Consider the following 13,500-nt stretch of genomic DNA (forward strand, 5'->3'; position numbering starts at 1 on the left):
CTGGTGGTACGGGTGCCCGGACTGTTTTCCGGGTCAGGCGGCAACCGGGCTTTCGCGCAGCACCGAGATGGCCCGCGTGAGGTTGTCCGAGCCGTAACCGCGTTCGATACCCGCTTCGAACAGGTGCTGGAGCGGGTCGAGCAGATCGGTGCGAATGCCCTGGTCGCGACTGGCGGTGCGGAGCATCCGCAGCACGGTCGAAATGTCCGCGAGACCCACGAAGGTGGGCGCGAACTCGCCGGAGTCCGGATCGGCGGCGAGTGTCGGCAGCACGTCGAGCAGTTCGCGCAACCACGGCACCAGGAACGTGGCGGTGAAATCGCGGGCGGTGGTGTGCTCGCCGCCGATCATCGCCGCGGCTTGGAAGAAGCCGCTGAACAGGCCGTACATGCCCGCCAGCACCGCCATATCGTGTTGGGCCGCTACTCCGGCGTCCGCCCCGAGATACTTCGCCGCTCCCAATTCCGCGATCGTCGCACCGTGCTCGGCGTGCGCTTCCGGTGAGCCGCTGTACGGGAGGAGGGCGTCGGGCGTGCCCAATGTCGCGGGCATGCCGAGGATTCCGCCGTCCAAGAACCGGCCTTGCCGCGCGGCCACCCAGCTCGCGAGCTCGCGAGCCTCGTCCGGGCGGCCCGTCGAGACGTTCAGCACGGTGCGCCCGGCCAGTGCTTCGGGGACGGATTCGAGCAGCGCCGCAACGCCGGCGGTGTCGGCGATCGAGACGACGGTCAGCACGCTGGCGGTCAGCGCTTCGGCGAGCGAGTCAGCGCGCACAGCGCCCAACTCGTCCAGCTGTGGTGCCCGGCCCGGCGAACGATTCCACACCGTCGTCGGGTAGCCGCCGCGCAAATACACTTCGGCGATCGCCGCGCCCATGGTCCCGAGTCCCAGCACTGTCACCGGCGCGCGTTGCCCATTCGATGCTGCTGTGTGGCCGCTGGTCATACATTCCTCCATAGCTCGAGTTCGGTAGGTCGGGCGCCCGAAACTCAGTCTTCGCACTTCGATCGCTACGCACGAGTGGCAGGACTGACCATCAGCGAACGCTTCCTGCCATATGCTGGCGACCATGACCGGCCGCACCATCGCCATCGCCGTCACGCCGGGAGCCATGCATCCCTGGGACCTCTACGAGCTGGGCGTGGTCGCCTCGATTTTCGGCACCCCCCAACCCGATCTCGCCGAGCCCTGGTACGAGTTGCGGATCTGCTCGGTGCTGCCCGAGGTGACCGAGTCGTCCATCGGGCACGGCGCGTACCTGCGCGCCGAATACGGTGTGGCCGAGCTGGTGTCGGCCGACACCGTGTTCGTTCCCTCGGTCGCCTACGACTGCGTTGCCGCCGACCGCGAGGTGCCCCGAGAGTTGCTCGACGTGCTCATCGAGGCGAAGCGCCGGGGAGCGCGGATGGTCGCGCTGTGCACCGGTGCGTTCGTGCTCGCCGCCGCGGGCATCTTGGACGGGCGACGGATCGCCACGCACTGGGAGCACGCGGCCATCCTGGCCCGCCGCTATCCCGCCGTCGCGATCGACGGCACGGCGCTCTATGTCGATGACGGTGACATTCTCACCAGCGCGGGAATGACCGCGGCGCTCGATCTGTCGCTGCACCTGGTGCGCCGCGATTTCGGCGCCGCCGTCGCCAACCGGCTGGCCCGGCGATTGGTGGTCCCGCCACATCGCGCGGGCGATCAGGCCCAGTTCATCGATCTGTCGGTCCAGGCAAGGGCCGAGGCCGACCTCGGTCCCGCACTGGAATGGGCTGCCGCCCACCTCGATGAGCCACTCACCGTCGAGCTGCTCGCCGCCCGCGCCGCCATGAGTCCGCGCACTTTCCACCGGCGTCTGCGGCAATCGATCGGCGCCACGCCGAAGCAGTGGTTGCTGACCCAACGCCTGGCCCGCGCGCAAACCCTGCTGGAATCCACCGACTTCGGCATCGACCGGATCAGTCGGCTGTGCGGCCTCGGTACCGCCGCCAACCTACGCCGCCACTTCGCCGCCGTCGTGGGGGTCACGCCCGTCGAGTACCGCCGCACCTTCGAACAGCGCGAGGCGCCGCCCGCCGCCTGAGTCGGCCCGGATGACGCTGGCCACACCCGGTGGTTCAGGTGCTCGGGCCGTTGTGGGGTACGCGGTTGTTTCCAAACGGAAATTGCCAGGTCGCATGGCAGGCCCGTCCAGATTGCGCATTTTTACATTCTGACCTGCACGTTTTCTATACGGCATGGTGGCCCAACTCACGTTTACTCGGGAAGCGAAACCGGTCGGAGAGGCGTTTCATGAACATGTGACCACCCCACTCGCCACCCAGGTTCCCGCACGCCCCGAGGCTGAGCGGACGAGCTGGCATGTCCCGGCCATGCTCGCGCTGGCGCTCGGCGGATTCGGCATCGGCACAACAGAATTCGTCACCATGGGTTTGCTGCCGGACATCGCCCGCGCGATGGGCGTCTCCGAGCCGACCGCGGGACACGCGGTGTCCGCGTACGCGCTCGGTGTGGTGATCGGCGCGCCGGTCATCGCCGCCCTGTGTGCGCGGGTCTCCCGCAAGAAACTGCTCATCGCCCTGATGGCCGCGTTCACCCTGGGTAACGCGGCGACCGTGCTCGCGCCGACCTTCGGCACGCTGGTGCTCGCGCGGTTCGTCTCCGGCCTGCCGCACGGCGCGTACTTCGGCGTTGCCTCGCTGGCCGCCGCCACGCTGGCCCCGGTGGGGCAACGCGCGAAGGCGGTTGCCGCGGTTATGCTCGGGTTGAGCGCCGCCAATGTCGTCGGCGTTCCCAGCGCGACCTGGCTCGGCCAGCATCTCGGCTGGCGCGACGCCTACGTGGTTGTCGCGATCATCGGGCTGGCGACGGTAGCCGCCCTGATCAGGTACGTGCCCGAACTCACCGGCATCACGATGACCAATCCGATCACCGAGCTCGGCGCACTCCGCCGACCCCAGGTGCTGCTGACACTGCTGGTCGGCGCGGTCGGCTTCGGCGGCATGTTCGCCGTGTACACCTACATCACCACCACGCTCACCGGTGTCGCCGGGATGTCGCCCGGCCTGGTTCCAGTGGTGCTGATGCTGTTCGGTGTCGGCATGGTGGTCGGCAACATCGTCGGCGGGGTGCTGGCCGACCGCGGCGTGGATCGGGCGATCTATGCCTCGATGATCGGCATGGCCGTCATCCTCGCCGCATTTGTTGCGGCGGCGCACAATCCGTACACCGCCGCGATCGGGGCATTCCTGGTCGGCGCGACCGGTGCGTCGCTGGCGCCCGGATTGCAGACTCGGCTGATGGACGTGGCGCACGAGGCGCAGACGCTGGCCGCCGCGCTGAACCACGCCGCGTTGAACATCGCCAACGCCGCGGGCGCGTGGCTCGGCGGTGCCGTGATCGCGGCCGGGCTCGGCTATACCGCGCCCGCCATGGTCGGCGCGGGCTTGGCCGTCGTCGGTGTGTTGCTGTTCGCGATCACCGTCTGGGCGGCCCGCCGGGACGCCCGCCTCGTCGCGGCCGCGGCGCTCATCGCCTGATGCCACGGTTCGCCTGAACATACAGAACTGTATGTAAGTGTAGAATCGCCGGATGGCCAGGATCGAAGTCGCGAAACCGCAGCGCCGCACCCAGGAACAGCGCAGCACCGAGATGCGCACCCGACTGCTCGACGCGACCATCGATTGTCTGGTCGAGTACGGGTACGCGGGGACGACGACGCCGCGGGTCGCCGAACGAGCCGGGGTCACCCGTGGCGCGCAGGTGCACCACTTCGGATCCAAGACCGACCTGGTGGTTGCCGCAATCAGTCACCTGGCGCAACTGCGCGCCGAGACCGCCATGCGGGAAATGGCCAAGGTCGAACGTGGCAACGATCCGGTCGCCGCGGCGCTGGATTTCCTGTGGGAGCTGCACCAGGGTCCGCTGTTCATCGCGACCGTCGAGCTGTGGGTGGCCGGGCGGACCGATCCGGTGCTGGCCGCGGCGATGGAGAAGGTCGAGCCGTTCGTGAACAACGCCGTCCTGATGGCCGTCGCCCGGTTCGTGCCGGACGAGATCCGCCGCAAGGAAGCCCGCGACTTCATCTACACCGCGATGGACGCGCTGCGCGGCATCTTGGTCTCCAACTTCATCGACCCGGACAACGAACGGGCGCAACGTCGTTGGCGTCGGGCGACCGCGCACTTGCGCAACATCGCCGAGGCCGCGCTCGCCGACGTGCGCGCGGCGGAGTGAGCGGGCGGCTATTCGCCGCACAGGCCTTGGGTGACGACGGCGTTCGCTTTCGCGAAAAGCTCGGCGAAGCCCTCGAAATCGTCCCAGCGTAGGACGGTTCCCGTGGTCACCGACATCTCGAAGCGTCTGGTGCCATCGGTCGTGCTGTACGCCTCCGAGTAATAGCCCGGGACGTTTCCGTTGTGACCGATACCGACGCAGTCCGGGCCGAACTCCTGTTGCAGCAATCCGAGACCGTAGTCCATACCGGGTGCCATCGGCCGGGTCGTCCGCATCTCGGCGAGCAGTGGCGGCGCGAGGAGTCGGCCGCCGAACAGGGCGCTGACGAAGGTGTCGAGATCTCGCGTGGAGGAGATCATTTCGCCCGCGGCCCCTGCCCACGAGGGATTTTGGCGGGTCAGGTCGGCAGTGAGCTGCGCGCCGTTCTCCTCGTACACCAGGTAGCCGTGTGCGTGCGGTCCGATGATCTCCGGCCAAGTCCCTGGCACGAGGGTCTCCCACAGGCCGAGCGGCGCCACGATGCGGCTGTAGATCTGCAAGGCGTACGGCAATCCGGTGAGCCTTTCGATCAGCATCCCGGCAAGTTGATAGTTCGTGTTGGAGTACGACCAGTCGGTGCCCGGCTCGAACCGCGCCGGCTTGGTCAGTGCGAACCGAATCAGTTCGTCTGGGCGGTAGTCACGATAGAAGGCGTCCACGGATGCCCTGCCCGACTCCGGCAGAATCCCGGTTTCGATGGTCCCGTCGGGCCTAAATTCGCCGGTGTACGAGAACAGGCCGCTGGTGTGTTGCAACACCATTCGCACGGTGATGCGCGGGTCCAGGCCGAATTGAGGCAAGTGCCGGGCCACCGGATCTTCCAGCCCGAGCCGACCCTCGCCGACCAACTGCAAAAGCACCGTAGCCACAAAGGTTTTGGTGATGCTGCCGATCCGGAACCGCCCGTCCACCGGCACCGGCTCCGGACGGCCCAACTCCGCCACCCCGGCGCTACCCGTCCACTCACCGTGCTGGTCGTGCACCCGTACTTGGACCCCGGCCGCACCGGCCGCGATCAGCTCGTCCATGGCCCGCTGCAACCCGACACGCTCCGCAACCGCCGGAGCCGCCACGGCACTCGCCCCTGCCGACCCGACCAGCACGACGGCCGAAACGAACGCAATCCCCAACCGCCGCAACAACATCAAACCCCCCGCGTGAGATCCGTCCCCCGACTTTAACCGATCCCCCCCACCAAGGTCGACGAAAGGGACATGACCGAGGCAAACGTCGAGTGACGCCTCGGTCATGTCCCTTTCGCCCGCGAGATCAGTGCTGTCGGGGGAGGAGGTGATGGCCGGGTTTGTCGGTGGAGAGGGCGAGGGAGCTGATGTATTGGATTTCGCCCGCTGGGCCGGGGACGGCCGAGGCGATCATGTCCGGGCGTTCGAATTCCAGGCCGGTGACGTGGCAGGTCAGCGTCTCGCCGGAGGGGTTGCCGTGCTCGTCGAACATCGGCAGGTCGATGCCGTCGTCGCTGCGGCGCAGGTAGTACTTGCCCTTGGTGGCGATGGCGGTGAGCGGGGTGGCGACGAACGCGACCACCAGCGCGACGATCGGGGAGTACGGCTTCAGCAGATCACCGAAGATGCCGAAGAAGGTCATGATCGACAGCACCGCCGAGAGACCGAAGCCGACCAGGCCGACGGGATTGAAGTCGTAGAGCATGCCGCGGCGGAACTCCGGCTGCTTCGGCGAGATCTTCAGCAGGTACTTGTTGACCGCGATATCCGTTGCCACGGTGACGATCCAGGCGATGCCGCAGTTGGCGTAGAAGCCCAGGATGTTGTTGAGGAAGTCGAACATGTTGGCTTCCATCAGGATCAGCGCGATCACCAGGTTCACGGCCAGGAAGATCAGCCGACCGGGGTACGACTTGGTAACCCGGGTGTAGGAATTCGTCCAGGCGAGCGACCCCGAGTACGCATTGGTGACATTGATCTTGATCTGGCTGATCACGACGAGCACCACGGCCAGCGTCATGGCCAGCCAGCCCGGCACCATATCGCGGTAGATCTCCAGGAACTGGTGCACCGGCTGGTTGGCGATGCCCTGCGCGGCAGGCAGATTCGCGATCAGATACACCGCGAGGAACAGGCCGACCACCTGCTTGAGCGCGCCGAAGACCACCCAGCCGGGACCGGCGAGCAGCATCCAGGTCCACCACTTGCGCGCGTTCTCCGGCGTGCGCGGCGGCATGAAGCGCAGGTAGTCGATCTGCTCGGCGATCTGCGCGATCAACGACAGGCACACGCCAGCGGCCAGTAGCGTACCGGAAACGCTTACGCCGGAACCATTTTCGCCGCCGTAGGCGAAGAACGAGGACACCGAATCCGGGTGGCGCACCAGCAGGAACCCGAACGGCAGCACCATCAGCAGCAGCCACAGCGGCGTCGTCCATACCTGCAACTTGGCCAGCGTGTTCATGCCGTAGATGACCAGCGGGAAGATGATCAGCGTCGAAGCGAGATAGCCGAGCCACAGGGGTATGTTCAGCCCCAATTCCAGCCCCTGGGCCATGATCGACCCTTCCAGCGCGAAGAAGATGAACGTGAACGACGCGAACACCACATTGGTGAGCACCGAGCCGTAGTAACCGAAACCGCTACCGCGCGTGATCAAGTCGAGGTCGAGGTTGTAGCGCGCCGCGTAGTAGGCGAGCGGAAATCCGGTCAGCATGACGACGATCGCGAAGAACCCGATGCCCAGCAAGGCGTTTCCGGTGCCGTGCGCGATGCCGATATTCGCGCCGATGGCGAAGTCGGCCAGGTACGCGATGCCGCCGAGGGCGGAGATCCCGACGACCGCCGGGCTCCACTTCCGGTAACTCCGTGGCGCGAACCGCAGCGTGTAGTCCTCGAGTGTTTCTTTGGCTGCGGCGATCCCGTCGGAATTCGACGATCGGGTCTCTAGCTCGACCACGTTTTACTCCTCATCCCCGCCTGAACAACAACAACTGTTCGACGGTCGTACACGGTTGTGGACGGGCAATTTCCGGACGATTACGCGGCTGTTACGTCCTTACCGGGGGTGAGTCACGTCACAGCAAAGGATTCCGTTGCGCTCGGGCGTCTCGGCAACCCGCTGCCTACCAGCGTGAACTGGCGATACATACCCCCTCGTCGGTATGTCTTCGGCAGCGGGCGACGAGCTGGCTATTCGATAGGCGCAACCCCGGGTAACGGTGACAACCTTGCGTACTTACATACATCTCTGTATGTTTGTTTTCAGGTCGATCCGGACGGATCAGCCACCGCTGCCCGCGCTGCGGACAGCACCGGCGCGGCGCGCCGGAGCAGGCACTATCTGAGGAGTTCGATGGCGAACAAGGTCTACGTCGTCGGCGTCGGCATGACGAAGTTCGAGAAGCCGGGCCGCCGCAAGAACGAAGACGGCACCGATTGGGACTACCCGGACATGGCTCGGGAGTCGGGGACCAAGGCGCTCGCCGACGCGGGCATCGCCTACGACCTGGTGGAGCAGGCCTATGTCGGTTACGTCTACGGCGAATCCACCTCCGGCCAGCGCGCGGTCTACGAGCTCGGCATGACCGGCATCCCGGTGGTCAACGTCAACAACAACTGTTCGACCGGGTCCACCGCGCTGTACCTTGCGGCACAGTCGATTCGGGGCGGATTGGCCGACTGCACACTGGCGCTCGGCTTCGAGAAGATGCAGCCGGGCTCGCTCGGTTCCACCTGGGACGACCGTGAGCAGCCGATGGCCAAGCACATCATGGCGCTCGCCGAGATCTCCGAGGTGCTGTTCCCGGTGGCACCGTGGATGTTCGGCGCCGCCGGCCGCGAGCACATGAAGCTGTACGGCACCACCGCGGAGCACTTTGCCAAGATCGGCTACAAGAACCACAAGCACTCGGTGAACAACCCGTATTCGCAGTTCCAGGACGAGTATTCGATGGACGACATCCTCGGCTCGCGGATGATCTACGACCCGCTCACCAAGCTGCAGTGCTCGCCGACCTCCGATGGCTCCGGCGCGGTCATCCTGGCCAGCGAGGCGTTCGTGGACAAGCACGATTTGGCCGCGCAGGCGGTGGAGATCGTCGGACAGGCAATGACCACCGACTTCCAGTCCACCTTCGACAACACCGCCAAGAACCTCGTCGGCTACGACATGACAGTTCAAGCGGCGCAGCAGGTTTACCGGCAGTCCGGCCTCGGCCCGGAGGACTTCCAGGCCATCGAACTGCACGACTGCTTCTCGGCCAACGAACTGCTGACCTACGAGGCGCTCGGCCTCTGCGGCGAGGGTGAAGCCGGAAAGCTGGTGGACGACAACCTGACCACCTACGGCGGCAAGTGGGTGGTGAATCCCTCCGGCGGCCTGATCTCCAAGGGTCATCCGCTGGGCGCGACGGGTCTGGCGCAGTGCTCCGAACTCACCTGGCAGCTGCGTGGCGCCGCCGACAAGCGGCAGGTCGACAACGTCACCGCCTGCCTGCAGCACAACATCGGGCTCGGCGGCGCCGCCGTCGTGACCGCCTACCAGCGCGCGGAACGCTGAGCTTGCGCAGCGTCATCCCACCCAGCGCTGAGCTCGCGAAGCGTCATCCAGCGCAGCGCTGAACTTGCACAACGAAACTCGACGAGGAGTCATCTCATGGGACACATCGAAGCCACCAAGGACGTCAACGCCACCCCCGAGGCGCTGTGGACGGTCGTCTCCGACCCCAACACCTGGGACAAGTGGTTCACCATCCACGAGCGCTTCATGGAGGAGCCGCCCGCCGTGCTGACCGAGGGCTCGAAGCTGGTCGCCAAGATCGTCATGCTCGGCATGGCGAACAAGCTGGAGTGGACCGTCGTTTCGGTGCAGCAGCCGACCAAGCTCACCCTCGGCGGCACCGGCATGGCCGGAGTGAAGACCGAATTCACCTTCGACATCCAGCCCAAGGGCGACGGTGGCAGCACCATCCTGGTGTCCGGTGACTTCGAGGGCGCGCTGATCAAGGGTGCGCTCGGCAAAGCGGTCGAGAAGGACGGTCTCAAGCAGCTGGACAAGTCCCTCGAGCAGCTCGACGCGCTGGCCTCGGCATGAGAGCCGGGCCCGGAGGCGGCAGCCCGCGTAACCACGGCGGGCTCGGTGCGCAGGCCGGAGAGGACACCGCATGACGTCGGAGACAACTACGGCACGGCTGGTCGAATTCGACGACGCCGGTCTCGAAATCTGGTGTGACGACGAGCGTTTCGAGGTCACCGGCGAGCGGATCGCCGAATACGCCGCGGCGACCAATGATCCGATCGAGGCGCACCTCGCGGGCAAGGTGGCCTCGCCGGTCTTCGCCATCGTCCCGGTCTTCGAGGCCATGATGATGCCGGTGATCGATGTCGCGCCGATGGACATCTTCGGCCGAGTCGTGCACGGCGAGCAGGACTTCCACTTCCACCGGGCGATCCGACCCGGCGACAAGCTGGTCTCGCGGGCCAAGGCGATCGGCTACACCAGCCGGTCCAACGGCACGACCATCACCATCCTCATCGAATGCAAGACCGAGGAAGGGGAGCTGGTCAACGAGCAGTACCTGACCGCGTTCTTCCGCAATATCGATGCGGGCAAGTCGGTCGGCAGCGCAGCGCCCGCGCACAAGTTCGACGAGAGCCTGCGGACGCAGGACCCGGTCGCCGTCGTGCCGCAGCACGTCGACGACGACCAAACCTTCCGTTACGCACCGGCTTCCGGTGACCCGGTGCCGCTGCACCTGGACGACCAGGTCGCCAAGGATGCCGGGCTGCCCGGCATCATCGCGCACGGGCTGTGCACCATGGCGTTCGCGTCCTGGGCCGTGCTCACCGAGGTCGCCGGGTCGGATGTCAACCGGCTCAGGCGATTCGCGGTGCGCTTCGCCAAGATGGTCTTCCCCGGTGACGATCTGGAGACGCGCATCTGGCGGGTCGGCTCGGCCGACGGTGTCACGACCTATGCCTTCGAAACCGTGCGCGGCGAGGACGTGGTCCTCAGCGACGGACTCGCCGAGATCGCCGATTGAGCTCGGCCGGGACGACGTAGCGCGTCGTCCCGGCCCCGCTCGCAATATTCAGCACAAACGTCAGGAAGAGGAGACATCGATGGGTGCACTCGAAGGCCGGGTAGCCGTCATCACCGGCGCCGGTCGCGGCATCGGCCGCGAGCACGCCTTGCTGTTCGCGCGGGAGGGCGCGGCCGTGGTCGTCAATGACCTCGGCGGCAGCAACGAGGGCGAGGGTACCGACACCACCCCCGCGCAAGAAGTTGTCAACGAGATCATCGCGGCGGGCGGTAAGGCGGTCGCCAACACCGCGAACATCGCCACCTGGGACGGCGCGAAGAACGTGATCGACCAGGCGATCGCCGAGCTCGGCGGGCTCGACATCGTGGTCAACAACGCGGGCATCCTGCGCGATGCCTTCATCGCGGGCATGGACGAGGCGCAGTGGGACGCGGTGATCGCCGTGCACCTCAAGGGCCACGCCGCCGTGCTGCACCACGCCGCCGCCTACTGGAAAGACCAGAGCAAGGCGGGCAACCAGCCGAACGCCGCGGTGATCAACACCGCGTCCGCCTCGGGAACCACGGTGCCGAACGCCGGCCAGGCCAACTACGGCGCGGCCAAGGCGGGGATTGCCGCGCTCACCCTGGTCGCCGCCGACGAGCTGGCCCGCTACGGCGTGCGGGTCAACGCCATCGCGCCGATCGCGCGCACCCGGCTCACCCTGGCCACGCCGGGCATGGGCGCCATGATGGCGGCCGAAGCCGACGAGGTCGCCGAGGGCGAATTCGACGCGTTCAGCCCGGCCAATATCTCGCCGCTGGTGGCCTACCTCGCCTCGGACAAGTGCCCGATCACCGGCAAGGTGTTCGCGGTGCAGGGCGGGGCCATCTCCGAACTGGCCGGTTGGCACGATGTGAAGACGATCGAGACCGAGGGACCGTGGTTGATCGACGACATCTCCGCACGGTTGCCCTGAGCTCGCGGAACTGAAGGAGAACAACGATGTTCGAATGGTCCGAGACCGATGTGCTGATCCGCGATGCCGTGCGGACCTTCATCGACAAGGAAATCCGGCCCAACCTGGACGCACTGGACAGCGGTGAACTGTCGCCGTACCCGATCATCCGGAAGCTGTTCAGCGAGTTCGGGATCGACGCCATGGGCGGCGAAGCGGTGCAGAAACTGCTCGCCAAGGAGCGGGCGAAGGCTGAGTCCATCGCCGCAGGCGAGCCGCTGCCGGAGAAGAAGAAGGAAAAGTCTTCCGGCGGTAGCCCGTTCGCCGGGCAGGAATCGCTGATGGCGGTGCTGATCGGCGAATTGTCCGGCGTCTGCATGGGTTTGGTCACCGCGATGGGTGTCAGCATCGGACTCGGCGCCACGACCATCATGTCGCGCGGCACGTTGGCGCAGAAGGAGCGTTGGCTCGCCGACATCGTGACGATGCAGAAGGTCGCGGCGTGGGCGATCACCGAGCCCGACTCGGGATCCGACGCGTTCGGCGGCATGAAGACCTATGTTCGGCGGGATGGCGACGACTACCTGTTGAACGGTCAGAAGACCTTCATCACCAACGGGCCGTTCGCCGATGTGATGATCGTCTACGCCAAGCTGGACGAGGGTGACGGCGGCGACAAGCGCGAGCGCAAGGTGCTCACCTTCGTCCTCGACAAGGGCATGGAGGGGCTCACCCAGGGCAAGCCGTTCAAGAAGATGGGGCTGCACGCCTCGCCCACCGGTGAACTGTTCTTCGACAATGTCCGCCTCGGCAAGGACCGGCTGCTCGGCGAGACCGAGGAGCACAAGGGCGGCGACGGCAGGGAGAGCGCCCGCTCCAGCTTCACCGCCGAACGCGTCGGCGTGGCCTTCATGGCGCTGGGCATCATCAATGAATGTCACCGGCTCTGCCTGGATTACGCCAAGAATCGCAAGCTGTGGGGCCAGGAGATCGGCCGCTTCCAACTCGTCCAGCTCAAGCTGGCCAAGATGGAGATCGCGCGGATCAACGTGCAGAACATGGTGTTCAACACGCTGGAACGCGGGCGCGCGGGCAAGCCGCCGACGCTCGCCGAGGCGTCGGCGATGAAGTTGTACGCGTCCGAGGCGGCCACCGAGGTCGCCATGGAGGCGGTGCAGCTGTTCGGCGGTAACGGGTACATGACCGAGTACCGGGTGGAACAGCTTGCGCGCGATGCCAAGTCGTTGATGATCTACGCGGGCAGCAACGAGATCCAGGTGACTCACATCGCCAAGGGGCTGCTGGCTTAACCGCATACGGAGCCCGGGTGCGCTACAACGGCGTGCGCATCCGGGATCTCCTGTCCCGCACTCGGAAACGCCGATAGTCCTGCGCACCTGTCACGGTGCCGCTCGCGAAGGGCCACCGGCCGATGATCACCGAAACCACCGCGCGCTACCACGACTTCAATACCCGGGTGCTCTCCGTCTCGGGGTCCGGCGTCCCGATTCTGCTACTGCACGGCTACGCCGACAGTGCCGATACCTGGCGCGGGGTCCTCACCGCGCTCGCGGCCGCGGGCCGCACCGCCTTCGCCGTCGACCTCCCCGGCTTCGGCTTGGCCGACCGGCGCGGGTCCGGCCCGATGACGCCGCAGTTCGACGCGTTCGTCGATGCGATCATCGCCGAGCACGGCCCGCTGATCCTCGTCGGCAACTCCCTCGGCGCGGCCACCGCACTGCATGCCGCAGCCAGGCATTCGGCAGGTGAGGTCACCGCAGTGGTCGCCCTCGACGAGCCGCTGTTGGCGCGGCATTGGCTGGCCCGCATCGGACGCCTGCGGGAATACCGATTCTTCTTCCGCCTGGTCGGCCTCCTACCCATTCCGACTTCGCTGGTGCGCTGGGGTGTACGGCGCGCGGCCGCCCGGCTCGTCTACGGTCCCGGCATCGTCGCCGACCCTGAATTCCTCAGCACCGCAGTCCGTTCCATTCCAGACATGCGTGCCGTCGCGGCACGCGGCCGCGACGCCGTCCGCTACGCCCGCGAACACCCTTCCGGCCACATCGATCTCACCATCACCTGCCCCGTTCTCATCGTGCACGGCACCAACGACCGCATCATCCCTGTCTCCGCCGCCCGAACCCTGCACGCTCTGCTCCCGGACAGCGAATTGGTCATACTCCCCGGCGTCGGCCACTGCCCTCAACTAGATGTTCCAGACAAGGTCTGCGAACTACTCCTGCAATTTCCCAACCGAACCGCCGACAAGCATTCCGACGTCGCCTCCTGA

General features: G+C 66.4%; 12 protein-coding genes. 9 read left to right on the plus strand and 3 right to left on the minus strand.

Features of this window, described 5'->3' with window-relative positions; all coding sequences use genetic code 11:
- Positions 1-33: 33 nt before the first annotated feature.
- Entirely contained in the window at positions 34-945 is a 912-nt protein-coding gene (locus tag ACFK0J_RS06320) for an NAD(P)-dependent oxidoreductase (protein WP_378737401.1), read from the minus strand.
- Between the two features lie 124 nt (positions 946-1,069).
- Between ACFK0J_RS06320 and ACFK0J_RS06325 the strand changes: the two genes are divergently transcribed.
- From ACFK0J_RS06325 to ACFK0J_RS06335, 3 genes are all read left to right on the plus strand, one after another.
- On the plus strand, positions 1,070-2,071 hold the full coding sequence (locus ACFK0J_RS06325; protein ID WP_378737403.1) for a GlxA family transcriptional regulator: 1,002 nt from the start codon (positions 1,070-1,072) through the stop codon (positions 2,069-2,071).
- Positions 2,072-2,360: 289 nt separating this feature from the next.
- Positions 2,361-3,527, plus strand: a complete 1,167-nt coding sequence (locus tag ACFK0J_RS06330; protein WP_378742666.1) for an MFS transporter — start codon at positions 2,361-2,363, stop codon at positions 3,525-3,527.
- Between the two features lie 52 nt (positions 3,528-3,579).
- Positions 3,580-4,224: a TetR/AcrR family transcriptional regulator gene (locus ACFK0J_RS06335; protein WP_378737405.1), complete on the plus strand. Its 645-nt coding sequence runs from the start codon at positions 3,580-3,582 to the stop codon at positions 4,222-4,224.
- Between the two features lie 8 nt (positions 4,225-4,232).
- Here ACFK0J_RS06335 and ACFK0J_RS06340 read toward each other — a convergent pair whose 3' ends face one another.
- Together ACFK0J_RS06340 and ACFK0J_RS06345 are read right to left on the minus strand one after the other, a co-directional pair.
- On the minus strand, positions 4,233-5,408 hold the full coding sequence (locus tag ACFK0J_RS06340; RefSeq protein ID WP_378737407.1) for a serine hydrolase domain-containing protein: 1,176 nt from the start codon (positions 5,406-5,408) through the stop codon (positions 4,233-4,235).
- A 124-nt stretch (positions 5,409-5,532) separates the two neighbouring features.
- Entirely contained in the window at positions 5,533-7,185 is a 1,653-nt protein-coding gene (locus tag ACFK0J_RS06345; protein ID WP_378737409.1) for a purine-cytosine permease family protein, read from the minus strand.
- Between the two features lie 396 nt (positions 7,186-7,581).
- On the opposite strand from ACFK0J_RS06345, the gene ACFK0J_RS06350 reads away from it, so the two are divergent.
- The 6 genes from ACFK0J_RS06350 (at position 7,582) to ACFK0J_RS06375 (ending at position 13,500) form a co-directional block, all read left to right on the plus strand.
- A complete protein-coding gene (locus tag ACFK0J_RS06350; protein WP_378737411.1) occupies positions 7,582-8,787 on the plus strand; it encodes a lipid-transfer protein in 1,206 nt (401 codons plus the stop codon).
- A gap of 96 nt (positions 8,788-8,883) precedes the next feature.
- Complete coding sequence (locus tag ACFK0J_RS06355) at positions 8,884-9,321, plus strand: SRPBCC family protein (protein WP_107654289.1); 438 nt, start codon at positions 8,884-8,886, stop codon at positions 9,319-9,321.
- 70 nt (positions 9,322-9,391) lie between these two features.
- A complete protein-coding gene (locus tag ACFK0J_RS06360) occupies positions 9,392-10,270 on the plus strand; it encodes a MaoC/PaaZ C-terminal domain-containing protein (RefSeq protein ID WP_378737413.1) in 879 nt (292 codons plus the stop codon).
- Between the two features lie 79 nt (positions 10,271-10,349).
- Positions 10,350-11,228 (plus strand): SDR family oxidoreductase, encoded by an 879-nt coding sequence (locus ACFK0J_RS06365; protein WP_378737415.1) that lies wholly within the window; start codon positions 10,350-10,352, stop codon positions 11,226-11,228.
- Between the two features lie 26 nt (positions 11,229-11,254).
- A complete protein-coding gene (locus tag ACFK0J_RS06370; protein ID WP_378737417.1) occupies positions 11,255-12,517 on the plus strand; it encodes an acyl-CoA dehydrogenase family protein in 1,263 nt (420 codons plus the stop codon).
- A 122-nt stretch (positions 12,518-12,639) separates the two neighbouring features.
- Complete coding sequence (locus ACFK0J_RS06375; protein WP_378737419.1) at positions 12,640-13,500, plus strand: alpha/beta fold hydrolase; 861 nt, start codon at positions 12,640-12,642, stop codon at positions 13,498-13,500.

Source organism: Nocardia brasiliensis (genome assembly GCF_042691675.1).
GTDB classification, from domain to species: domain Bacteria; phylum Actinomycetota; class Actinomycetes; order Mycobacteriales; family Mycobacteriaceae; genus Nocardia; species Nocardia brasiliensis_D.